The sequence below is a fragment of the Virgibacillus siamensis genome (genome assembly GCF_039522605.1).
Lineage (GTDB): Bacteria > Bacillota > Bacilli > Bacillales > Amphibacillaceae > Lentibacillus > Lentibacillus siamensis.
Genome location: NZ_BAAADS010000012.1, coordinates 370102 through 393178, shown reverse-complemented (window position 1 = coordinate 393178; position 23077 = coordinate 370102). Strand labels below are relative to the sequence as shown.

The following is a 23077-nucleotide window of genomic DNA, read 5'->3' as shown; positions in this document are numbered from 1 at the left end:
TTTTAAAAATACAATTTTTTAAATTCTGCAGGTCTTTGTATTTTTAAAAAGAGCAATTATGAAATTGACTCAAGTGATTAAATAATGAAAGCAATTTATCTTCATACGTCCTATAACGTTCTCTGTAACTGTCGCTTTCTCCCTGATGCCACAAGATTCCTATTATTTCACTTGTTTCCATAGCAAATTTTGCTTCAGAAATCGCATGTCTTGTTAATAGTCCATCAATTGCCCACTCATCAATCGAGCTTCCTCCCTCGGCACATGGTATTATTCCAATGGACTGGCCATGGTGGTCTTCTGTCCAGAGCTGAGCAAAGGAAGCTGCTGGTCCAATACCAGATACAGGACGATCAAAATTAAGCGGTTCCGCCATCATTTGCCATCTACCATTTCTCAACATATTTATGTGCTCATTATAAATCGGCGGTACATCCTTAATAAAACCTCTTCCCGCCATATTCGATTGTCCGATTATTAATATGGATTTCATAAAAAAACCTTCTTTCTTTGTTTGCGTAGGTTTAATTAGATTCTTTTGCCAAATTGATTTTGTGTCCTTAATTAAATCATTCAATGGTGCAATAATAGCGCCAATCCTTATTAGAGATTTGCGACCGTTTGCTTAATATTGATTAGGACATATTTATTGAAATAACGTCACTTTTTCCTTTTTAATCTCCTAAATTCAAAAAACAAATATGTTCCGATCAATAGATAAGTAATAATTATTCCAGTAATCAACTGCACTTCTTCACTGAATGAAGTGAAAGCCAATACAAATGTCGGAAGATGAAATGCTATCAATACTACAGGTAAAATAGCAGTCTTAGCCCAAATTGAAAATAGAATAACAAATAGTATAAGAATGATTCCTATTATGACGCTTCCAAACATACCAAATTCAATGGTAGGTGTTTGATAAAATGTGTCGGCTGTGATCAGTCCTATAAAGAAAAACATACTAATAAATGTTGGAATCAACAATAAAAAAAATTCTACTACCCTAGACAATTGCCTTTTGGCCACATAGCGAAAAGTTGTAAAAACTCCCACCATGAATATGATACTATACAATATCGTTCCAATGATTTGTAATATGCTATAGCTCAATGTACCTTCCATTACATCTCCTAGAACCGGAAAAGATATTGCACCCATCACAATAAGTGGAACATATTTCGCCCAAGCTTTATAGTCATTTGCCATCTCATTGGAAATACTTGTCATATATTCCTGGGGTGATGATCCAACAATGTGCTGAATTGACTTTCCATTCAATTCAGCATCAACAAGATGATCCTCAAGTTCCTCAGCAATTTCGTTAATCTCTTGATCATTTTTCCCACCTGAAAATAAGTACAGTCTTAAATCATCAATAAATTTTTTACTCTGATCTGTTAGTTGACGTTCTTCCATTCTTTCCACCTCGCTCATTGGTTTCTTGATTAATAATTGTATTAACACTTTTTTCAAGGCGGCTCCACCTGTTTAAAAAAGTATGTAAGGCCTGAACTCCTTCTTCCGTAAGCGAATAATATTTTCTTTTGGGGCCTGCTGTTGATTTTTTTCGAACAGACGTTACAAGCCCTTCTCGCTGCATTCTCATTAATAATGGATAGATTGTCCCTTCACTTATATCATGAAAACCATAATTACCTAAACGTTCAGCCATCTCATATCCGTAGCATTCTTCCCCCTTTATAATTGCAAGGAGGCAACCATCTAAGATTCCTTTTAACATTTGTGTTTGCGACATTGTAAGTCCACCATTCTTATTATCTTGTTTTGCAAGGTATATGATAAGTATAAATTGAAATAACTTGTATTACAAGGTATTTTAATACATTGTCTCAAAAAATATTTAAATTACTTTTTAGGTGCTGTCAATAAAAAATTTACGGCAAAAAGGCGCCCGATCGTATTATTATTTCCTTTCTTGTTCTTCCTCAGTCCCCAATGTCATGCCACCATCAACGACAATTTCTGTTCCCGTGCAATATGAACTTTCATCAGAAGCAAGGAATGCTACAGCCCGGGCAATTTCAATCGGCTGTCCGATACGTCCCAGAGGAACCGAATTATAAAAATCCGGAACCTCCTCACCTTGGGTGGCCATTTCTGTTTCGATACCGCCCGGATGAACCATATTAACCCGGATTCCCTTTTGTCCCAATTCAATGGCTGCCGCCTTAGACATCGCAACCACGGACGCTTTTGTGGCGGCATAGGCAGAAGAATTACCAATTGGTGCAAACGCAGAGATCGATAAATTGTTTATAATAGAACCTTTTTGCTGTTTTTCCATATGCGGAATAACTGCTTGCATTCCCCGAAATACTCCGAGCTGATTAACATTAATCAACTGTTGATAATCATCTATAGTTATGTTTGTGAATGGTTTGCGTTTTAGAACTCCGGCATTATTAACGAGCACATCGATTTTACCAAATTTGTGCATTACCACATCCACAGCTGCTTTCCACTGTGATTCCTTTGTGACATCCAACTGCACCGGATATGCGTGGTTTTCACCTATAGCCAGTGCCACTTCCTGAGCCTTGTCAAAGTTCCGGGCACCGACCACTACAATGCCACCTAATGAAGCAAGATGGTCAGCAATAGCTTTTCCCTGACCACGATTGGCACCAGTGATAAAGATTACTTGTTTTTTTAAGTCAGGCATACTCTTTCTCTCCTTAGTCATTGTCTTATGATACTCTAACATAAAATGACCAAATACAGCGTTTTTTATTATTATGGCTCTTCAACACCATAAGTGATCGTAGTTCACGGTGTATTTCTTACTAAGCCCTTAATGTGAATTGTCAATCATCACCAAAAACAAGTTTACCTGCGCCAACACAATCGTTATACCATCAGTAAAAAACCCGATGATTCCTCCGATCAAAACAAATGTCGTTATCTGTAATCTCATCATTAAATTATTACCTCTTGTATTCATAATTGCTTCGTTAGTTGTTTCGTTAAATGGCCATACAGTGGCAATTTGGACGCTGTCCTTATTCCGGAATGGCGCCTGTTTGATGAAGAAACATGTATGAAGGTTTAGAAGGTGACAAAACTGTAAGATTTACAAGGGACTTTGTAAGGAAAATCGATGTTAACTCGGTCATCTTTCTTCTAAAATGAAGTAAAGGCACTAACTACCGTATATGTACAGAAAGGATCTTGGATAATGAAAAAACTAATTGGCGTTTTCATTGGAGTCGTATTTATTTTTATATTAATTGTGGGATATACGTTTCTCCCACAATCAGTGACGGAGGTGTTTGACCGAGGGAATCCTTTTATTTCTCAAAAAGATGTATATGTTCAAATCGATAAACAACCAGAGAAGATTTCACACCGCTATGAATATTCCCTAACAGGTTATACAGCAGATGGCAATGAACAAAACGTTAACTTTACAACGTCGGCCACGTTACCAAAAAATACTTATCTAAAGGTTGATGCAAAAGGATCTTATGTTAAAACATGGGAAGAAGTAGAATTCCACAAACTTCCCTCGAATGTCAAAGAGAATTTTAAAAAGTAATACAATATACGTGGGGCAGGTTGACCAAACTTAAATATCACATCTATTAAATGGCATAGTAAAAAACAACTTTTTTAACCAACCGCAATTTCACAGGGAGAAATGCGGTTGTTCGCCATTTAAAGAAAATCATTCCGGATAGGCACCCGTAAAAGGACCCATTTTAATGATTTGTTTTGTTGTCCCTATTTTTAATTTGCAATAAAATTATAATTGAGATTATCACCACGGTACTCAGCGCTACAAATGCAGATAAGAATGTGACCGGAAAAGAACAAAAGCTGTTATCTTGCAGATTTATTTTTATTCCAGCCATATGGTTTCTTTGACCACTCCCAAAAAACATAAATTAAATAGACAAACACAGAAAATAAAATGTTATGTACCCAAGGAATTTCTTTATTAAAAATTAATTGCAGTACTGTTCCAAAAGTAAACACAAATATTGGTATCCAAATATATTTTCCAAACATACTACGCCCCCACAAGTAATCCCAGACTGTAGTTATTACGTAAGATGTACCTTTTATATGGAACCGACCAAGCCCTATTCCGGATTCGCGCCCGTCGTATTGGGGAAGAAAAACAGTATAAAGGATTCAAAAATTGAACTTTAATTAAACAGAATAAAAGGCCTTAGATTTAAGAATCAAAGCCTTCTCATAAACTATTATCTATTTAGTAAATCTGTTATTTGTTCTTTTAATGTTGGTATTTCTTTTTCAACCACATTCCAAACAATTCCATTGTCCACTCCAAAATATGACGCAAATAAACATTGTCATCCTTCATAATTGAATTGCTCCGTTAATACCTCATCCCTCATACTCCAATGAATTGAGTTCCTTCACTATAGGTCGCAATATGTCCCATTTAGAAACATAACACTGTACAATTATAGCGTCCGATCGTATTGCGTAACATCAATGTACATCTCTTAAAGCATTCTTTTAAAGATGAATTAAAATATTGATAAGCTTACCGAACGGATCCCTAACGAAAAAACGTCGTACACCCCATGGCTCTCCAACTGGTCCATACTCAACTGAAATTCCTGCTTTTTTTATGCGGGCTAATGCTTCATCAAGATCATCAACTTCAATTGACAAATCAGGTACCGGAGTGCCGGAACCACCTTCTGAAAGGAAACTAATTTGCGTTTCCATTTTTTCATGCGACCCGTATGTTGCTATAAAGTCCATATTCATTAATTGATCAAGTCCAAGAATTTTCTCGTAAAAGTGCTTAGCTTTTGTAATATCCTGTGTTTCCACATTGGCAACAATTCGTTTAACCTTCATTTTTACCACCTCCAGTTGCCATTATTTTCTACAATCACTCAAATAATCCAATTTCTCTCTCTTGAAAATCGAGTTCAAGGAAAGGCACCCTTTATTCCAGATAGGCGCCTGTTACGGAAGATTAACTAGCTAAATTTAAATTACTTTTTCAATTATACAGGAAATCACATCACGCCCGAATCGATAATTAATCGAGGTGGCGATGTTGTGAGTTTCACATTTGTTCCCAACGGTACGCCATAATTAGGCTTACAATGGCCGATGAGGAAATTCTCAACAACAGGAAAAGGCGCACAGGAGAAGAAATCCTGCAGTACTCCTTTAACATTCGCATAATCGCCTGGTTCCGCTTGGAGGTAACCGATGACCACACCTTCAATCTCATCGAATACCCCCGCCTGTTTAAGATGAGTAAGCATTGCATTAATCAAAAACGAAGGTGCTGCGATCTCCTCAATTAGCAGGATGGCCCCTTTCGTATTCACTTGAAAAGGAGTTCCCAACCCATTGGTGAGCAGATCTAAATTCCCTCCTACCAAACGCCCTTCTCCTGTGCCATGAGTTAGTGTTTTAAGGGGCATTTTGCGAGAATCATAGGTCAGGGATTCTCTTGTGAAGAGAGGCAAGAACGAGGATTCCGTCTCTGCTGTTCTTATTTCGTCATTCAGATCAGATGCCACCATCGGCCCGTGGAAGGTAACCAGATCACTGAATTTTTGAATTGCATTAAGCAAATATGTAATATCGCTGTATCCCCAGAATATCTTAGGATTTCTTTGTATCTTTGCATAATCAATCATAGGTGCAATCCTTGCTGTTCCAAATCCACCATTTGCACAAAAGATTCCGCGGATAGCAGGATCAAAAAGGGCTTCATGCAAGTCAGCAAGCCGCTTTTGATCGGCAGCGGCAAGATTTTCTTCCACATCGAACACATGTCGTCCAATGGTAACCTTTAGCCCCATTTTTTCTAATACACGTATTCCCTGTTGCAGCTTCTCTCTGTCAGATGATCCAGCCGGGGCAATAACCGCTATCCGATCGCCCTCTTGTAAGGCACATGGCTTTATCATAAACTTTCCTCGCTTTCTTTAATTCTTAATTTGGTTATAGGAGAAATGCACCCAAATTACGGAGTATCTTATTGAAAATAAGAACCCGTTAATTTAATATAATCTCAATTTTTCTACCCTTTGTTGTCACACCAATTAACTCTTAAAATTCAATTGCATAAGGATAATTTGTAATCATCTTTGTCAGTCGTTCGAATGGATTTATCCATATTATTCTCCTACCCCTCAATAATTGTGGTTTAACAGGTTAAACACCATTTGCACAGAAATACTTTTTTAAACTTTTCTTCCGGTTTGTATCAATAATTTTTCCTCCAAAATATGATCCTTTAACAGAATAACTCTCTACTCTAATAGTATCACAAAACCCCTTTGGACAATGGATCCAAAGGGGTAAAATTTTGTATCATTATCTACCTTTTACAGACATACTGTTTAAAGACTCTTAACCGACTCAGCCCTCTGCTGTCACTAACCCTGCATGTCATCACGTTTCCTGCATGAATTCACTCAGCTGTTGATATTCTTCCAGCGTAAAAATCGAATCAATTTCCACATCTGCAGATTCTATTGCAGCCATCAGCGTATCCAGACAGGTGAACAATGGTACCTGATAGGATGCTGCCAAATCACGAGCCATTCGTCCCATTTCCTCTTTCTGGAATCCGGATCTTAGAATGACTGCACCCGCCAATAATTGTTCATCATACAAATTCTTTAATTTGTTGTGATTGGCTACTTCATAGGCGAATATACCATGTTCCGATAAATACCTGCTGGTTTCTTGTGTGGCGTACAACTGAAACTTGCTGTTCAGTTTGTGCATTGCCGGTAAACTGGGTGATTGTTGATTATCCGCTATCGAACAAAATAGATACGGCTTTTCAATATTCCCTTCCAGAATAGATCCAGTTGCGTGCATTGCTTTTGATAAGGCTTGCTGATATGTCCCGGCGATACCGATAATTTCACCGGTTGACTTCATTTCCGGTCCAAGCGCAGGATCCACACCCTTCAATTGGAATGAGGAAAATGATGGTGCCTTGACTGTATAGCTCTCAAATGACCCTGGCAGCATATCCTGTTCAATTGTCTCACCCAGCTTCGTACGGACAGCATGATGAACAAGCGGTGTTTTGGTCACTTTGCTGATTAATGGAACCGTCCGTGATGCACGGGGATTTACTTCCAATACGTGAACGATCCCGTTTACGATAATAAATTGTATATTGATCAAACCAACCACATGTGCTTGCCTGCAGATTGCTTTAGTATAATCAAGCATGGTATCCTGCTGTGTTTTCGATAAACTTACCGGGGGGATAGAAGCCATACTGTCACCGGAATGGATACCTGTCTTTTCAACATGCTCCATTATCCCGGGAATCAGGATGTTCTTACCATCGCTGACACAGTCGAGTTCCGCCTCAATGCCGTCAGCGTATTTATCAACAAGAATCGGCCAGGCACTATCATGTAAATGGAAAAGTTCCTTAAAATAATCCGTTAAATCTTCCTCGTTTTGGAGAACATGCATAGACTGACCGCCAATTACATAAGAAGGCCGGACAAGGACAGGATAACCGATTCTGTTTACACAAGCTTTAATTGCTTCCGGACTATCGGCTGTTTCACCATCAATATGCGGGATATTTAATTGATTCAGCAATTGATAAAAATCATTTCTGTCTTCCAGTAAATCAACTTTTTCAACCGGAGTGCCATAGATATTAACGCCGGCGGATGCCAGGTCTTTTGCAAGGTTTATTGCTGTTTGTCCTCCGAATTGAATCATAACCCCGGACACATTTTCTTTCTGGATTACCGATAAAATATCTTCAATGGTCAAAGGCTCAAAATACAGTCGGTCAGCAACAGTGCTGTCAGTACTGACTGTTTCCGGATTATTGTTGATAATAATCGTTGTGTACCCGGAATCCCTCAACGCGTATATACCGTGAACTGAACAGTAATCAAATTCCATTCCCTGCCCGATTCGGATTGGCCCGGAACCGATGATCAGCACTTTCTTATTATTATCATCAACCGGCTGATCTGTAGAAGTTCCCCATGTGGAAAAATAGTACGGCACCTGATTGGCTGATTTGGCCACTTCATAATTTGGTGTCAGTTGATAATCAGACAGTAGTGATTGGATCTTAGATTCGGTTGTTTCAAGATATGAAGCAATTGCTTGATTACTGACCTGTATTTGTTTAGCATGGTGAAGCATTTCAGCATCAATTGCATGCAATGATTCGTTTTTAAGTTTCTCTTCTATGCTGACAATCTGATTAATTCCTTTCAAAAATCTCAGGCTGATTGCCGTGTGATGATGAATTTCACTGACAGATTTTCCATTTCGCAACATTTCCGCTGCTGCGAACAAACGTAAATCAGTCGGCAGCGTCATATGTTCCAGCAGAACCGTCTCATCCTGATTTTTAATCATTGGATGCGATAAATCGGTCAGTCCCGAATCCAGTGAACGGACTGCTTTATTTAATGCACCTTCGAATGTTAAATCGATTGCCATGGTTTCCCCGGTCGCCTTCATTTGCGTTCCAAGTTTTCTGCTGGCAGATGGGAATTTTTCAAATGAAAAACGGGGCATTTTAAGAACCGTGTGATCAATGACAATATCATAGACCCCGTATCTTTTTTCAGGAAAATACCTGTCCAGTGAATGTCCCAGAGCGCATTTTGCCGATAGTTTGGCAATTGGGCATGCGGTAGCTTTTGATGCCAGTGCTGAGGAGCGGCTGACTCTCGGGTTCACTTCGATAACATAATATTGTTCGGTTTTCGGATCAATTGCCAACTGAATATTGCAGGCACCGATAACATCCAAACTCTGTATAATCCTGACGGCCGCTGAACGAAGCTTTTGATAAGCCGAATCGCTCAACGTCTGTACAGGCGCCACAACAATGGAGTCCCCTGTATGAACCCCGACAGGATCCACATTCTCCATCCCGCAAACAATCACACAATCATTATGCACGTCGCGAATAACCTCAAATTCGATTTCCTGCCATCCCTTAATGCTCTTTTCCAACAACACCTGGCTAATGGGGCTTGATTTCAGTCCACTCGCAACAATTGATTGCAATTCCTCCTCATTTGCGGCAAATCCACCGCCGGATCCTCCCAGTGTGTATGCCGGGCGGATCATAATCGGATAACCGATATCCTCGGCTTTTTTCAATGCATATTCAATATTGCTGATAATATGGGATTCCGGCACAGGTTCTCCAAGTTCATGCATCAGGGTACGGAATTTATCACGATCCTCCCCGTTCTGAATAGCTTCCATGGATGATCCGATTAATTGAACGTCATACTGATCCAGCATACCCGCATTGCAAACATCCATTGTTAAATTCAATCCGACCTGTCCGCCCAACGTTCCAATCAAATAGTCGGGTTGTTCTTTCTGAAATATTTTTTCAACCGTTTGTACTGTCATGGGTTCCATATAAATGTAATCGGCTACTGTTTCATCAGTCATGATTGTCGCCGGGTTATTATTAAGGAGAATGACCTCCAGCCCTTCTTCTTTCATAGCGAGACATGCCTGAGTTCCTGAGTAATCAAATTCAGCCGCCTGCCCGATTACAATCGGACCTGATCCAATAACAAGCACCTTTTTATTTGAGTTCGTGTTGATGTTAACGTTCATGCAGATTCACCTCTCTAATCACAGTATTTCGTCATTGCTGGATTTACCAATTTGAGCACCATCCGGAATCGCTCAAAAAATAATAATACGTCATTTTCCGTTATAATGAGGGGTGGAACAAGCCGGACAACATTTTGCCCTGCCGCTGTAAGCAGCAAATTTTTCCCGATTGCAGCCGTGACCAAATCAACTGCGGCCCCCTCCACAACAATACCAATCAATAATCCTTTTCCCCTGATAGATTTTATTTGTGAATATTCATCCTGTAACTGCTTTAACCCTGTGAAAAGTTTTTCACTCATTTCCATACAATTATCCAGGATGTTCAAACGCACTATTTCGGATATGGTAGAAACTCCAGCAGCAGATGCCAATGGGTTGCCCCCAAACGTGCTGGCATGGCTGCCCGGCTGGAAAGCATCTGCTACCTCTTCCTTAGCAAGCATGGCGCCAACCGGAAATCCTGATCCAAGCCCTTTGGCAAGTGTGATAATATCCGGCTCAAATCCGTACTGTTCATAGGCAAACAAAGTACCAGTCCGCCCCATCCCTGTTTGTACCTCATCAATAACCACAAGAATCCCTTCATCCTTACAAATTTGAACAAGCTCATTAATCCAGTTTTCTTCTGCTGGTATTACGCCGCCTTCACCTTGAACGAGTTCCAGCATTACTGCTGCCGGCGGATTTTCTTTCAGCCAATACAAACTGTCAAAGTGGTTGTAGGTTAAAAAAGTAAATCCTTCAACTAAAGGCTTGAAACCGGTATGGAGTTTTTCCTGTCCGGTCGCACTTAATGTTGCCATTGTCCTGCCATGAAACGATTGATGAAAAGCAGCAATCGTTTTGTTATTCGAATTGTACGCACGTACGAGTTTAATAGCTGCTTCATTTGCTTCCGCACCACTGTTGCAAAAAAACACCTGATTCATACAACTATAATCTGTCAGCAAGTCCGCCAGCTCTTGCTGCGGCCCAATTTGATATAAATTGGAACAATGCCAAACATTTTGCAGTTGGCGCGAGACAGCATTTTCGACCGCATCCGGAACATGGCCAAGATTGCAAGTGGCGATACCCGCGGTAAAATCCAGATATTCCTTTCCGTCAGCATCCCGAATATAACTTCCTTTTGCTTGATCCACTTTTACTGGAAACCGGTTGTACGTATTCATCAGACTGGATTTTGTTTTTTCCATTTGCTCTTCATCCTCCCTTCTGAACCGTCATCGTACGAACTTTTTCAATGACAGTACCCACATTCTTGTTCATTATTAAGTCAATCAGGCTATTCTCTTCCAGTCCACTCAGAATAACGGCCTTTTTCACCCCCTGATGAACACAATCCAGTGCCGCCTCTACTTTGGGAACCATACCACCGAAAATGGAACCATTCTTCACCATTCGGTCAGCTTTTTCCTGATCCAGATGCGGAACAAGCTTTCCTGACTCCATAACACCAGGGATATTGGAAACAAAATACAATGGCGCTTCTAATTGAATGGCAATAGCAGCTGCAGCAAGATCTGCGTTAATATTCCAGCGCTGACCATGTTTATCCGCAGATATCGGGGAAATCACTGGGGTGATACGCTGTGCTGTCAGGTCATTTAATCCATCCGAATCAACAGATTTTATTTTGCCAACATACCCAAGCTGCTGCTCCGTATACATCTTCTCCGCCTCAAGGAGCATGCCATCCACTCCGCTTAACCCATAGGCATTTCCCCCGGCTTTCGTTAGGCCACGAACAATTTTTTTATTTACGAAGCCTGATAGTACCATCTCCGTAATATCGAGTGTTTCCTTGGTTGTTACACGCATTCCTTCAATAAACCGAGATTCCACATGCAGTCTTTGCAGATAATCAGAAATATGCGGGCCGCCTCCATGCACGATAACCGGTTGAATACCATGTTCTTCAGCTAACTCGACTACATTTTGGTAAAATGAGTCCGGCAATTGATCGAGTACACTTCCACCACATTTTATAACCACATATGGCATAAACAGACCTCCCTACGTACGATAGGAAGCATTGATTCGTACATAATCATACGAAAGGTCACATCCCCATGAATAAGCTTCCTGGTAACCATTATGCAGGTCGACGGTAATCTGAATTTCGTTCTCCGTTTTTAAATAATATTGAACAACAGATTCATCAAACTCCAATGGCATGCCATTGCTGACAATTTGAGTTTCACCAATGGACACTGACACTTTTTCCGGATCAAGTTGAACGCCACTGTATCCGGCTGCGCAAATAATTCTGCCCCAGTTGACATCGGAACCGAATATTGCTGTCTTTACCAGACTGGACCCGACAATCGATTTACCGATTGCCTGTGCATTTTCCTGCAACAGGGCACCTTTCACCAAAACCTCCACCAGTTTGGTTGCCCCTTCCCCGTCACTCGCAATCTGTTTTGCCAGTTCAGTGCAGACAAGTGATAAACCCTGTTGGAATACCTGCAAGTCCTCCTCATCATCCATCGTAATAGTCGAGTTATCAGCCATCCCATTGGCCATAACCATCACGGTATCATTGGTACTTGTATCCCCATCAACAGTGATTGCATTAAATGTCTTGTTAACGGTGGATTGAAGCGCACAATGAAGTGTCTCCGCTTCAATTACTGCATCTGTTGTCAAAAAAGCAAGCATGGTTGCCATATTCGGATTGATCATTCCCGATCCTTTTGCAGAACCGCCGATGGTTACAGTCTTATCATCCAATTTCAACTCTACCGAAGCTGACTTGGTAAATGTGTCTGTCGTCAGTATTGCCTGATTAAAATTTTCACCGCTGGATTCCTCCATCGTAATTTTCTTAATCCCATTTTTAACTTTATCCATCGGGAGCTGCTCACCAATAACACCGGTTGAATTCACCGCCACATGACGCTCCTTCAACCCCATTGTTTCGGCAAACCAATGTCGCATTTGATATGCATTGTGAAGCCCCTGTTCACCAGTACATGCATTGGCTACCGCAGAATTTACGATTAGACCCTGCAGCATCTGCTCAGTCGCAATACTTTCTTTCGTTACTTGCAGAGGTGCAGCCTGAAATAGATTGGTAGTATACATAGCTGCGGCATTTGCGGGAGCTTCCGAATACAACCAGGCCAGATCCTTCCGTTTGCGCCGCATACCGCAATGCAATCCACCGGCATGGAACCCCTTTGGAGCCGTAACTCCCTCTTTCATGATTACAAGATTGTTAGTAGGTCGTTTGGTTTGTACCACCATGAATCGCCCCCTCCTTATGGATATACAGGTACCACATCAAGACCTGTCTGTTCGTTCCAGCCATTTACGAGATTCATATTTTGTATCGCCTGTGTTGCTGCGCCCTTGGTAAGATTGTCAATAACGGAAATTACCGACAATACATTTGTACGCTGATCAATCGAGATACCAATATCACAAAAATTTGTTCCATAGACATCTTTTGTCGCCGGTAAATTATTTTCGGTCCGCACCCTGACAAAATAGTCATCCTGATAAAAATTTTCATACAGCTGATTGACTTCTCCATGCTTGATGGTTTCATGCAACTGGATGTAAATGGTACATAAAATCCCTCTGGTCATCGGAACAAGATGCGGATTGAAAATTACTGGAGAGTCCATTCCGGAAATATCCGCGGCAATCTGTTCCATTTCGGGTACATGCCGGTGACCTCCAAGTTTGTATGCCTTCGTATTTTCATTTGCCTCTGAAAACATCATTCCCTTTGCCGGCTTCCTTCCCGCTCCGGATACACCCGTTTTTCCATCAATGATAAGCGGCATGGAAAAATTCACCAATCCTGACTGCAACACCGGTGCCATTCCGAGCAATGCAGCCGTTGGATAACAGCCGGGATTCGAAATAAACGTACTTTTACCGATTTTATCCCGGTATAATTCGGGAAGGCCATAAGTTGCCAGGTCGAGATATTCCTTTGGTGCAGGTGTATCTTTATACCATTCTTTGTATAGACTTCCGCGTTTCAGTCGGAAATCCCCTGATAAATCAATACACTGAATTCCCTTTTCAACAAAACTGGGGGCAAGTTCTTTGGCTACACCGGCCGGAGTTGTAAAGAACAAAATATCAACCTGTGAACGTATTTCGTTTTCATCAAATCCATCCAAAGGCAACGCTAAAATGCCGTGCAAATGCGGGAATTGAGCTGTAAGCTGTTCACCTTGTGTTGAACTGGAAACAAGCAATTCAAGTGAAACATTCGGATGTTGATACAGGTTGCGGATCAACTCAACACCTCCATAACCGCTTGCGCCAATAATTCCTACCTTCATGAATATCCTCCCCCGTAAAATGATTTGAGAATAATTATACATATATATGTATAATTATTCAATACTAATTTTAAAATTTTTATAATAATTTACTTCACAGAACAAAGGCGTAAGCGCCCGTTTAGCAACGTACAAACTGCGCCCTGCCATTTAGTGTGGGTCGGCGTTGCCGCGCAAAGCGGCGTAGTTAGCCGATCTTCCTTAATCCGCAATGAGATTAGATGAACTTGACTTATCGCCAATAATGGCGAAAGTCAAAGTGAATCTTATGCTCGAAAGCGAAAAGGAAACACGCCCCTTCATAGGGGTGTGTCGACGCTGGCGCGGGAGGCCGGTTTTAGTCGGCCTTCTTTAAAGTACGAACCGATGTTGACTTTCACCGCAAGGGTATAAGTGCGACTAAGCCTCTGGTTTCACCAATCGGCAAGTCTTCTTTATCGTAGTGAGGAAGTGTGAAGTTTGGGACTGCGCTAAAGCTCGTCCCATCAAAACCTCTGCTATTGCTGGGCGCTGGAGCCGGACGTGGTTTTTCATTAATATAAAAATTATCCATAAGTATTAAATTTTATAGTTTCCTATGCAACTAAAAAAGGACATAGCCGGATTGTTCACCGGGTCTATGTCCTTCAAAAAATTTAAAATGATTGGCTTAACCATCTGATTGTCATTTTAATCCTTCTGCTACTCTTTTCTGTAATCATCCAGGAAGTCCTTTTGAAAACTGGTTCTTGGCTGCTGATCATCAGAATTATTATTTAATTGTTTGAATGTGTTTTTTCCGTATTTTTGAGTTAGCTTTTCGATGGTACTATACAATTTTTCTTTATTTGCTTCTGTTTCATACGTAAACAAATCGAGTTGCTTGCCGATATACTGCTTCTCTTCCACATCCTGAACAGTAATTCCCAACAGGCGGATCGGATCCAGATTCCAGTGCTTATGCAATAGTTCATTGGCGAAATACAAAATGTCGTCCTTGTGTTCAATATAGGAGTGCAGTTTCTTACTCCGGGTTATTGTTTTCCGGTCATGGTAACGAATGGTAATCTGAATGCTTTTCCCGGCAGCCTGTTTCCGCTTCATACGCCGATCCACATTATCCGCCAGTTGATTCATCAGTTTGCGGATCTCAGCATCGTCAGTCGTATCACTTGGAAGTGTTTGCGAGCTACCAATACTTTTAAATTCATGAACGGCTTCTGGATCCACTGCTCTTGTATCAATTCCGTTGGCTCTGTTCTGCAACCGTTCACCATTAATTCCAAGTACTTGTTTCAACTGATACGGGTCTCCCTTGGCCAGGTCGCTGATTGTAGTGATATTCACCCCCCGCAGTTTTACAGCTGTTTTTTCACCAACTCCATACATCTCTTCAATGGGTAAGGGCCAAAGTTTGTGGGGGAGGTCACGCTTACGTAATACCGTAATTCCCATTGGTTTCTTCATATCCGAAGCCATTTTTGCCAAAAATTTATTCGGCGCAATACCAATACTGCTGGGCAAGTCGAGTTCACGTTTAATTCTGGACTGCAGATTTTCAGCTATCTTCAGCGGGTTTTCAAATTCCTGACTGTTCGTAACATCCATATACCCTTCATCGATGGAGACCGGCTGAACGAGTGAGGTTATCTCAGCCATCATCTTGAATATTTCCCGTGAAGCGGTCCGGTACCGGTCAAAATTCGGACGAAGCACACGCAGTTCCGGGCACAACTTTCTTGCCTGCCATAGCGGCATCGTAGTTTTGACACCCTTGGCCCGCGCCTCATAGCTGCTCGTTACAACAATTCCCTTCCGTTCCTCGGGATTGCCGGCAATAGCTAAAGGTATCCCCTTCAATTTTGGATCGTAGGCCATTTCCACAGATGCATAAAATGAATTCATATCAACGTGGAAAATTACTCTGCCTTTTTTAGGCTGCATGATTAACATCCTTTGCGAACATCTGTTTGTTTTATCCATTATAACATTAGAAAAATTGGGTGTCACCAAATCTTTGGGTGACAGCCATAGTTGCACTTATAAAGTAAGAAAGGATTTTATACTTTATTAACTGCTAAAATAACCCTTATGACCGATGCATAAGGGTTATTATCAAAACGGTATTATTTTGCAGCTTCCTCTACAATAGCAGTTACCATTTCCGTAATTTTTACCAATTCATCAACCGGAATCCGCTCATTCGTGGTATGGATTTCTTCATATCCGACAGCAAGATTTACGGTTGGGATGCCAAGTCCGGCAATAATATTTGCATCACTGCCGCCCCCGCTTTTCTTCAATTTGCTTTCCCGTCCGATTTTTTCAGCTGCGCGTTTTGCGACTTCTACGACCTGATCTCCGTCCTGCTGGTTAAAACCGGGATACATCACGGTCACCTCAACATCAGCAGATCCGCCGAGTTCTTCAGCCGTGTTTTCGAAAGCATCTTTCATCTTCGCAACCTGATCTTCCATTTTTTCGGGAATGAGTGATCTTGCCTCGGCAAGTACTTCCACATGATCACAAACGATATTGGTTTGCTTACCGCCTTCAAACCGGCCAATATTTGCAGTTGTACCCTCATCGATTCGGCCGAGGGGCATTTTAGCGATTGCTTTAGCTGTGATTGTGATGGCAGAAACTCCCTTTTCAGGTGCAAGACCGGCATGTGCAGTTTTACCTTTCACTGTCGTAAACAGTTTTGCCTGTGTAGGAGCAGCAACGATGATGTCACCGACTGCACCATTACTGTCAATTGCATACCCGTATTTAGCATTCAAAAGGGATCCGTCCAACGCTTTCGCACCAACAAGACCCGACTCTTCACCAACCGTAATGACAAATTGAATATCACCATGTTCGATATTATTTTCTTTTAGGCTGCGGATGGTTTCAAATATTGCTGCAAGTCCAGCTTTATCATCAGCACCTAAAATGGTGGTTCTATCGGAAACAATGTAACCATCTTCAATGGAGGGCTTGATGCCATTACCAGGAACAACCGTATCCATATGCGATGTAAAATAAATCGGATCAGCGTCCTGTGTCGTCCCTTTCAGCGTACAGATAAGGTTGCCGGCACCGTGACCGGTTGTTTCTTTACTGTCATCTTCTGTAACATCCAAGCCTAATTCAGTAAACTTTTTGGTCAGTACTCGCGCGATGTTTGACTCATGTTTCGTTTCTGAATCAACCTGGACCAATTCGAAAAATTCATCAATCAATCTTTCTTTATTTATAGCTGTCATCATTGTACCTCCTGCTCTTTTTACCGGACTTTTTGAACATCCTCTTATAGTGGAATGTTGCCGTGTTTTTTCTTAGGTCTCTCTTCTGATTTATGATAGAGCATTTCCAATGCCTGAATCAGCTTCACCCTGGTCTCTCGCGGATCGATTACATCATCGATCATCCCCAGTCCTGCCGCAACATATGGATTGGCAAACTTTTCACGATACGTGTCAATTTTTTCCTGCCGTGTTGCTTCCGGATCACCACTTTCGGCGATTTCTTTTGCAAAAATAATATTCGCTGCTCCTTCAGGTCCCATAACCGCTATTTCCGCATTTGGCCATGCATACACCAAATCAGCGCCAATTGATTTACTGTTCAGGGCAACATACGCCCCGCCGAAAGCTTTTCTTGTGATAACCGTTATTTTTGGTACTGTTGCCTCTGAATAGGCGTATAAAATTTTGGCACCATGGCGGATAATCCCGCCATGCTCCTGCTTCACACCAGGGAAAAATCCGGTGACATCTTCAAATGTGATTAAGGCAATATTGAATGCATCACAAAAACGGATGAAACGGGAAGCTTTATCACTGGAATCAATATCCAGTCCGCCTGCCATATATTTAGGCTGGTTGCATACCAGTCCAATCGTTTGTCCGTTTATTCGTGCAAATCCAACGACGATATTTTTGGCAAAGTCTTTATGAATTTCATAAAAACTGTCTGGATCAACCACTTGTTCAATCACGTTTTTGACATCATACGGACGTGTTGCATTGAATGGCACAATGTCTGTCAAATCAGGACGTGTCTCATCATCCAGCTGGACTTGTTTAAGAGCTGGGTTTTTCTGGTTGTTGGCAGGCAAATAACTGACCAGTCTTTTTACATGATCCAGCGCATCCTCTTCACTTTCCGCCTTAATATGTGCATTACCGCTTTTGGCATTATGCACCTCGGCACCACCAAGTTCTTCAGAAGTTATACTTTCCCCTGTCACTGTTTCAATTACTTTAGGGCCGGTAATAAACATTTGCGATGTTTTTTCCACCATAATAACAAAATCGGTGATAGCCGGAGAATAAACTGCTCCACCGGCACTCGGCCCCATAATTACGGAAATCTGCGGAATAACGCCAGAATAGATAGAATTACGATAAAACACATGTCCATACCCGTCAAGCGATGAAACACCTTCTTGAATTCTCGCTCCACCGGAATCATTCAATCCAATAAACGGAACCCCGCTTTTTGCGGCCAAATCCATTACAGCAGCAATTTTCTTACCGTGCATTTCACCAAGCGCACCGCCATATACGGTAAAGTCCTGAGCAAACAGATAAATTGCCTGTCCATTGATTTTCCCATATCCGGTAACGACACCTTCACCATTTCCGTTCAGATTTCCCATGCCAAAATCCGTTTCCCGATGTTCCATGAATGGGTTCAATTCAACAAATGATCCTTCATCAAGTAAATAGTCAATTCGTTCTCTTGCTGTCAATTTTCCTTTTTCATGCTGCTTATCGATACGTTCGTCACCGCCGCCAAGCTCAACTTTTCTCCGTTTATCATACAGTTCATTAATTTTATCAAATATATCCATTACGAATCACTTCCCTCTTGTTGCTGACACAGTTCAAACAAAACTCCATTGGCTGCTTTTGGATGAAGGAAAGCAATCCGGCTGTTATGTGCGCCTTGTTTTGCTTCCTCATTGATCAATGGAATTCTCTGTGATTTAAACCTTTTCAATCTGTTTTCGACGTCATCAACATCTAATGCAATATGATGAATTCCTTCCCCTTTTTTCTCGATAAATTTCTGTATCGGAGATGTTTCATTGAGCGGTTCCAATAATTCAAAACGCGATTCCCCAATCTTCAAAAAGGCGACTTTAACAGCTTCCGATTCGACTGTTTCAACACCTTCCAGCTCCAAACCGAGTGTATCCGTATAAAACGGCAGTACCTTATCGATCGTTTCCACGGCAACCCCGATATGGGAAATTTTATTTGGTCCCTCCGCCTTAAAAGCATCAGGGTTAATCAGTTGCTTGATATAAACAGCCAATGCCTCGGTTGATGACCCGCTTGTAAAAATTTTATTAACTCCTTTTTCAAGTAAAAGAGGAATATCTTCTTCCGGAATTACACCGCCGCCAACAACCGGTATATCGCCGGCATCACGTTCCTTCAACACTTCGATTACTTTTGGAAATAATGTTTTATGTGCACCCGAAAGCGATGACAGCCCAATTACATCGACATCCTCCTGTATAGCAGCCTGGGCTATTTGGACAGGAGACTGTCGTAATCCGGTATAAATAACTTCCATCCCGTGATCACGAAGCGCCTGGGCAATGACCAATGCTCCCCTGTCATGTCCATCAAGTCCCGGTTTTGCGATTAATACTCGTATTTTCTTCATGAATATCCCCCCTTATGCTCCCGTAAACTCACCAAATTCATTACGCAGCACATTGCAAATTTCCCCGACTGTTGCATACGACCGGACCGCATCCAGAATATACGGAATCAAATTAGCTTCTGCATCTTTTGCCTGTTCACGAATCGCTGACAATGTTTGATCGACCGCTTCCTGATCACGCACATGTCTTGCCTTCTGAAGCGAACCAATCTGTGCCTGCTCAAGCGCTTCATCAACCTTGAGCAAATCAGGATTCACTTCCTCATCCAATTTGTATTGATTCAGTCCAACAATGATTTCTTCCTCTTTTTCAATTTTCTTTTGCGTTTCATAAGCATTATGATGAATTTCGCGTTGCATGAAGCCTTCTTCTACAGCCTGAACAGCCCCGCCGAGTTCCGAAATTTGCTCGAGGTATTTTTCCACGTCCTGTTCAATCCGGTCTGTCAGCTCCTCCACGTAATAGGAACCTCCAAGCGGGTCAACGGTGTCCGCGGCTCCGCTTTCATTTGCAATAATCTGCTGGGTCCTGAGCGCAATCCGGGCTGAGTCTTCCGTTGGCAATGATAACGCTTCGTCCTTGGAGTTGGTGTGCAAACTCTGTGTCCCACCCAGAACTGCAGCAAGCGCTTGCATGGTCACACGGACAATATTGTTGTCAGGCTGTTGAGCTGTAAGTGTGGAACCGCCAGTTTGCGTATGGAACCGCATCTTCCAGCTTTTCGGATTTTCCGCCTTATATTTTTCTTTCATAATTTTTGCCCATATTCTTCTCGCAGCACGAAACTTTGCCACTTCTTCAAAAAAATTGTTATGTGCATTAAAGAAAAACGCCAGCCGCGGTGCAAATTTATCAATATCAAGGCCTGCCTGCAATGCAGCATCAACATAAGCCATCCCATTCGCAATGGTAAATGCCGCCTCCTGAACGGCAGTAGAGCCCGCTTCCCGGATATGGTAACCGGAAATACTGATTGTATTAAATTTCGGTACATGCTGCTGACAAAACTCAAATATGTTCGTAATTAGACGCATTGACGGCTTCGGCGGAAAAATATACGTTCCGCGGGCAATATACTCTTTTAAAATATCGTTCTGAATCGTACCAGTCAGTTTTTCAAGCGGTACTCCCTGTTTTTCCCCAACAGCTATGTACATACACAGTAATACGGAAGCCGGTGCATTAATCGTCATGGATGTACTGACTTTATCAAGCGGAATCTGATCGAGCAGCTGCTCCATATCATGCAGTGAATCAATCGCAACCCCAACTTTACCTACTTCTCCTTCAGCCATCACATCATCTGAGTCATAACCAATTTGTGTCGGCAGGTCAAAAGCTACCGAAAGTCCCGTTTGACCCTGTTCAAGCAAATAACGGAATCGTTTGTTCGTTTCCTGGGCCGACCCAAATCCGGCGTATTGACGCATCGTCCAGAAACGACTTCGGTACATGGTCGGCTGAATGCCCCTTGTATACGGATAAATCCCCGGATACCCGAGTTTATCTTCATAGTCCGGATCATTTTCAGGAAAATAAAGCCGGCCGACGTCAATATTGGAAGATGTTGTGAAAGGTTCCTTTCGCTCAGGAAACCGCTTGACTGTTTTATCAACAGACTGTTCCCAATCCGCATGTTTGCTGGAAAATTTGTCATCTTTCATTTTGATGCAACCCCCAATTTCTTATAATATAGTTTGATATAAAAGATAGCACTTGTCCAATCCCCGATAAAACGATAAAATACAAGTATGAATTGGGATTGAAGGAGGATTTAAATTGGCAAATCAACAAACGAAAACACAAGCACCAAGAAAAAAGTCAAAACGTGACCGACGAATGAAAATCATTATTTATCTCATGATTATTGCAATGTTTTTGTCATCACTGACGGCTGGCCTGGCAATGCTTATATAATCATTAATCAAATAGCTCTGTCAAAGACTGGTCTTTAATTGGTACCGGTCTTTTTTGTTTTCTTTTTAACGTCACTTTCCTTAAATTTCTTTTTCAATAACAGGTAGTCTTCAATTTCATGAAGCAGCCGAAACAGATTAGCACGCGTTTCGAATTTTTTCCGTGTATCCGGAAGTGGTTCACGGTCAAAATCCCTGCGCAGTTCCTCCAGCTGTTCCAAATAGATAACGGCAGTATTCCCCGGATGAACCGCTTCGGACAGTTCCTCAAAAAAATCGGCAATTTTGATCGAAATGGAATCAATTTTTGGTAAGCGGCTCACCAATGGCATCATCCGTTGCAACAATTCGAACTGACGGTTGCGCATCGTGAAGTAATCCGCATACGGATGTTTGTTTCGCAATAAATGATTTTCTCTATCCAATGATACCAAATCCGATGCTTCCTGTAATATGTTTTCACAAATTGTAATTTCCCTGCCATCCCATTCCTGCTTGTCGGTTCGTATGTACAAAGCAATTTCATGCAGGATTTTTTGAAAGTTTTGTTCCAGTTCCACTTGCTTTTCCCTGAGTGGTTTATCCAGACTGGGCATGTATAAATTAATCAAAAGAGCAACACCAACGCCAACCACAATCAAAAAAAACTGATTAATTAAAAACTCAATCGGAATGTCGCCGGCACTATATAAATTTAAAATAATAACCGAACTGGTTGCAATCCCCTGTGTTATTTTCAAAAAAACAGTAGTGGGAATAAAACAGGCAAGCATTAACCCTACCACCAATGGGTTGTAACCAATTGTTTCAAAGAATGCAAATGCAAACAGACTTGCCAGGATACATGCTACAAAACGATGCCAGGCACTTACAACAGATTTTTTCCTGGATGGCTGAATACACAGAATCGTTAAGACACCAGCTGACACAAAATTGGACAAATCCATAAATTGAGCAATCGAAATAGCAATGGTTGTGCCTATTGCTGTCTTAATTGTCCGAGGGCCAATAATCACGCTGCATTCTCCCTTGCGATGTATTAAACGGATAAGATTTCCGTTTATCCTCACCTTTAAATTTGACCTAATAAAACGGGGCTGACCCGTTAATATTGAGACAGCCCCTTTATACCGAAATGATCGGTTAAATTATATTTCCTTACAATGCTCATCAAATACATGCTGAAGCTTACCAATCACATCTACTGCACTGTAGCCTTCGATATCAGAACGTTCAAGCATCGTAACGATTTTGCCATCTTTCAAAAAAGCAAATGAAGGTGATGAAGGCGGATACCCTTCAAAGTATTCTCTGGCTTTATCAGTGGCTTCACGATCTTGCCCCGCAAATACAGTCACCAAATGATCAGGACGCTTGTCGTAATGAATTGCATTAGCTGCAGCAGGACGTGCAACACCGCCAGCGCAACCACATACCGAATTAATCATAACGAGCGTGGATCCTTCGCGTGTCATTGCCTTATCCACTGCGTCGGGACTAGTTAACTCTTCATACCCAGCCTCTGATATATCTTTACGCGCTGCATCCACAACGTCATTCATGAACAGGTTAAAATCCATATCAATTCC

22 protein-coding genes and 1 pseudogene are annotated in these 23077 nt (G+C 41.6%); 2 read left to right on the top strand and 21 right to left on the bottom strand.

What is annotated here, in order from left to right; translation table 11 throughout:
• Positions 1-64: 64 nt before the first annotated feature.
• The 5 genes and pseudogenes from ABD010_RS10135 to ABD010_RS10115 all read right to left on the bottom strand — a co-directional run.
• Positions 65-493: pseudogene (locus ABD010_RS10135) on the bottom strand (sialate O-acetylesterase); the annotation flags it as partial.
• Between the two features lie 167 nt (positions 494-660).
• Positions 661-1419 carry an HAAS domain-containing protein gene (locus tag ABD010_RS10130; protein WP_343812593.1) on the bottom strand — a complete coding sequence of 253 codons (759 nt, stop codon included), beginning with the start codon at positions 1417-1419 and terminating at the stop codon, positions 661-663.
• Positions 1388-1759: a PadR family transcriptional regulator gene (locus tag ABD010_RS10125; RefSeq protein ID WP_343812591.1), complete on the bottom strand. Its 372-nt coding sequence runs from the start codon at positions 1757-1759 to the stop codon at positions 1388-1390. The genes ABD010_RS10130 and ABD010_RS10125 overlap by 32 nt, the downstream gene beginning before the upstream one ends.
• 168 nt (positions 1760-1927) lie before the next feature.
• On the bottom strand, positions 1928-2686 hold the full coding sequence (locus tag ABD010_RS10120) for an SDR family NAD(P)-dependent oxidoreductase (protein ID WP_343812589.1): 759 nt from the start codon (positions 2684-2686) through the stop codon (positions 1928-1930).
• Between the two features lie 129 nt (positions 2687-2815).
• Positions 2816-2941, bottom strand: coding sequence for a hypothetical protein (locus ABD010_RS10115; protein ID WP_343812587.1), 126 nt, complete (start codon positions 2939-2941; stop codon positions 2816-2818).
• Positions 2942-3199: 258 nt separating this feature from the next.
• Between ABD010_RS10115 and ABD010_RS10110 the strand changes: the two genes are divergently transcribed.
• Positions 3200-3559: a YxeA family protein gene (locus ABD010_RS10110; RefSeq protein WP_343812585.1), complete on the top strand. Its 360-nt coding sequence runs from the start codon at positions 3200-3202 to the stop codon at positions 3557-3559.
• Between the two features lie 284 nt (positions 3560-3843).
• Here ABD010_RS10110 and ABD010_RS10105 read toward each other — a convergent pair whose 3' ends face one another.
• From ABD010_RS10105 to ABD010_RS10045, 14 genes are all read right to left on the bottom strand, one after another.
• Positions 3844-4032 carry a hypothetical protein gene (locus ABD010_RS10105; protein ID WP_343812583.1) on the bottom strand — a complete coding sequence of 63 codons (189 nt, stop codon included), beginning with the start codon at positions 4030-4032 and terminating at the stop codon, positions 3844-3846.
• Positions 4033-4229: 197 nt separating this feature from the next.
• Positions 4230-4313: a ribonuclease HepT family protein gene (locus ABD010_RS18360; protein WP_390351096.1), complete on the bottom strand. Its 84-nt coding sequence runs from the start codon at positions 4311-4313 to the stop codon at positions 4230-4232.
• A 196-nt stretch (positions 4314-4509) separates the two neighbouring features.
• Complete coding sequence (locus tag ABD010_RS10100) at positions 4510-4860, bottom strand: VOC family protein (protein WP_343812581.1); 351 nt, start codon at positions 4858-4860, stop codon at positions 4510-4512.
• Between the two features lie 164 nt (positions 4861-5024).
• Positions 5025-5933 carry a S66 peptidase family protein gene (locus ABD010_RS10095; RefSeq protein WP_343812579.1) on the bottom strand — a complete coding sequence of 303 codons (909 nt, stop codon included), beginning with the start codon at positions 5931-5933 and terminating at the stop codon, positions 5025-5027.
• Between the two features lie 487 nt (positions 5934-6420).
• On the bottom strand, positions 6421-9615 hold the full coding sequence (gene carB, locus ABD010_RS10090; protein ID WP_343812577.1) for a carbamoyl-phosphate synthase (glutamine-hydrolyzing) large subunit: 3195 nt from the start codon (positions 9613-9615) through the stop codon (positions 6421-6423).
• Positions 9616-9629: 14 nt separating this feature from the next.
• Positions 9630-10814: an aspartate aminotransferase family protein gene (locus ABD010_RS10085; protein WP_343812575.1), complete on the bottom strand. Its 1185-nt coding sequence runs from the start codon at positions 10812-10814 to the stop codon at positions 9630-9632.
• Between the two features lie 7 nt (positions 10815-10821).
• Positions 10822-11622 carry an acetylglutamate kinase gene (argB, locus tag ABD010_RS10080; protein ID WP_343812573.1) on the bottom strand — a complete coding sequence of 267 codons (801 nt, stop codon included), beginning with the start codon at positions 11620-11622 and terminating at the stop codon, positions 10822-10824.
• A gap of 12 nt (positions 11623-11634) precedes the next feature.
• A complete protein-coding gene (argJ, locus tag ABD010_RS10075) occupies positions 11635-12870 on the bottom strand; it encodes a bifunctional ornithine acetyltransferase/N-acetylglutamate synthase (protein ID WP_343812570.1) in 1236 nt (411 codons plus the stop codon).
• Positions 12871-12884: 14 nt separating this feature from the next.
• Positions 12885-13925, bottom strand: coding sequence for an N-acetyl-gamma-glutamyl-phosphate reductase (gene argC, locus ABD010_RS10070; RefSeq protein WP_343812568.1), 1041 nt, complete (start codon positions 13923-13925; stop codon positions 12885-12887).
• A 681-nt stretch (positions 13926-14606) separates the two neighbouring features.
• Positions 14607-15848: a DNA polymerase IV gene (locus ABD010_RS10065; protein ID WP_343812566.1), complete on the bottom strand. Its 1242-nt coding sequence runs from the start codon at positions 15846-15848 to the stop codon at positions 14607-14609.
• A gap of 182 nt (positions 15849-16030) precedes the next feature.
• Entirely contained in the window at positions 16031-17155 is a 1125-nt protein-coding gene (locus ABD010_RS10060) for a M20/M25/M40 family metallo-hydrolase (protein ID WP_343812630.1), read from the bottom strand.
• Between the two features lie 44 nt (positions 17156-17199).
• Positions 17200-18747 (bottom strand): acyl-CoA carboxylase subunit beta, encoded by a 1548-nt coding sequence (locus ABD010_RS10055; protein WP_343812564.1) that lies wholly within the window; start codon positions 18745-18747, stop codon positions 17200-17202.
• Entirely contained in the window at positions 18747-19571 is an 825-nt protein-coding gene (mce, locus tag ABD010_RS10050) for a methylmalonyl-CoA epimerase (RefSeq protein WP_343812562.1), read from the bottom strand. The genes ABD010_RS10055 and mce overlap by 1 nt, the downstream gene beginning before the upstream one ends.
• A gap of 12 nt (positions 19572-19583) precedes the next feature.
• Positions 19584-21236: an acyl-CoA mutase large subunit family protein gene (locus ABD010_RS10045; RefSeq protein ID WP_343812560.1), complete on the bottom strand. Its 1653-nt coding sequence runs from the start codon at positions 21234-21236 to the stop codon at positions 19584-19586.
• Between the two features lie 115 nt (positions 21237-21351).
• Here ABD010_RS10045 and prli42 point away from each other — a divergent pair, with 115 nt between their 5' ends.
• Positions 21352-21489, top strand: a complete 138-nt coding sequence (prli42, locus tag ABD010_RS10040) for a stressosome-associated protein Prli42 (protein ID WP_343812558.1) — start codon at positions 21352-21354, stop codon at positions 21487-21489.
• Positions 21490-21523: 34 nt separating this feature from the next.
• On the opposite strand, the gene ABD010_RS10035 is transcribed toward prli42, so the two are convergent.
• Entirely contained in the window at positions 21524-22504 is a 981-nt protein-coding gene (locus tag ABD010_RS10035) for an aromatic acid exporter family protein (protein ID WP_343812556.1), read from the bottom strand.
• A 132-nt stretch (positions 22505-22636) separates the two neighbouring features.
• Positions 22637-23068 carry a BrxA/BrxB family bacilliredoxin gene (locus ABD010_RS10030; protein ID WP_343812554.1) on the bottom strand — a complete coding sequence of 144 codons (432 nt, stop codon included), beginning with the start codon at positions 23066-23068 and terminating at the stop codon, positions 22637-22639.
• Between the last annotated feature and the right edge of the window lie 9 nt (positions 23069-23077).

Excerpts from the sequence above, each read along its gene's own strand:
- ABD010_RS10130 (WP_343812593.1), bottom strand. The coding sequence starts at position 1,419 with ATGGAAGAACGTCAACTAACAGATCAGAGTAAAAAATTTATTGATGAT.
- ABD010_RS10125 (WP_343812591.1), bottom strand. The coding sequence starts at position 1,759 with ATGTCGCAAACACAAATGTTAAAAGGAATCTTAGATGGTTGCCTCCTT.
- ABD010_RS10120 (WP_343812589.1), bottom strand. The coding sequence starts at position 2,686 with ATGCCTGACTTAAAAAAACAAGTAATCTTTATCACTGGTGCCAATCGT.
- ABD010_RS10115 (WP_343812587.1), bottom strand. The coding sequence starts at position 2,941 with ATGATGAGATTACAGATAACGACATTTGTTTTGATCGGAGGAATCATC.
- ABD010_RS10110 (WP_343812585.1), top strand. The coding sequence starts at position 3,200 with ATGAAAAAACTAATTGGCGTTTTCATTGGAGTCGTATTTATTTTTATA.
- ABD010_RS10105 (WP_343812583.1), bottom strand. The coding sequence starts at position 4,032 with ATGTTTGGAAAATATATTTGGATACCAATATTTGTGTTTACTTTTGGA.
- ABD010_RS10100 (WP_343812581.1), bottom strand. The coding sequence starts at position 4,860 with ATGAAGGTTAAACGAATTGTTGCCAATGTGGAAACACAGGATATTACA.
- ABD010_RS10095 (WP_343812579.1), bottom strand. The coding sequence starts at position 5,933 with ATGATAAAGCCATGTGCCTTACAAGAGGGCGATCGGATAGCGGTTATT.
- carB (WP_343812577.1), bottom strand. The coding sequence starts at position 9,615 with ATGAACGTTAACATCAACACGAACTCAAATAAAAAGGTGCTTGTTATT.
- ABD010_RS10085 (WP_343812575.1), bottom strand. The coding sequence starts at position 10,814 with ATGGAAAAAACAAAATCCAGTCTGATGAATACGTACAACCGGTTTCCA.
- argB (WP_343812573.1), bottom strand. The coding sequence starts at position 11,622 with ATGCCATATGTGGTTATAAAATGTGGTGGAAGTGTACTCGATCAATTG.
- argJ (WP_343812570.1), bottom strand. The coding sequence starts at position 12,870 with ATGGTGGTACAAACCAAACGACCTACTAACAATCTTGTAATCATGAAA.
- argC (WP_343812568.1), bottom strand. The coding sequence starts at position 13,925 with ATGAAGGTAGGAATTATTGGCGCAAGCGGTTATGGAGGTGTTGAGTTG.
- ABD010_RS10065 (WP_343812566.1), bottom strand. The coding sequence starts at position 15,848 with ATGCAGCCTAAAAAAGGCAGAGTAATTTTCCACGTTGATATGAATTCA.
- ABD010_RS10060 (WP_343812630.1), bottom strand. The coding sequence starts at position 17,155 with ATGACAGCTATAAATAAAGAAAGATTGATTGATGAATTTTTCGAATTG.
- ABD010_RS10055 (WP_343812564.1), bottom strand. The coding sequence starts at position 18,747 with ATGGATATATTTGATAAAATTAATGAACTGTATGATAAACGGAGAAAA.
- mce (WP_343812562.1), bottom strand. The coding sequence starts at position 19,571 with ATGAAGAAAATACGAGTATTAATCGCAAAACCGGGACTTGATGGACAT.
- ABD010_RS10045 (WP_343812560.1), bottom strand. The coding sequence starts at position 21,236 with ATGAAAGATGACAAATTTTCCAGCAAACATGCGGATTGGGAACAGTCT.
- ABD010_RS10030 (WP_343812554.1), bottom strand. The coding sequence starts at position 23,068 with ATGGATTTTAACCTGTTCATGAATGACGTTGTGGATGCAGCGCGTAAA.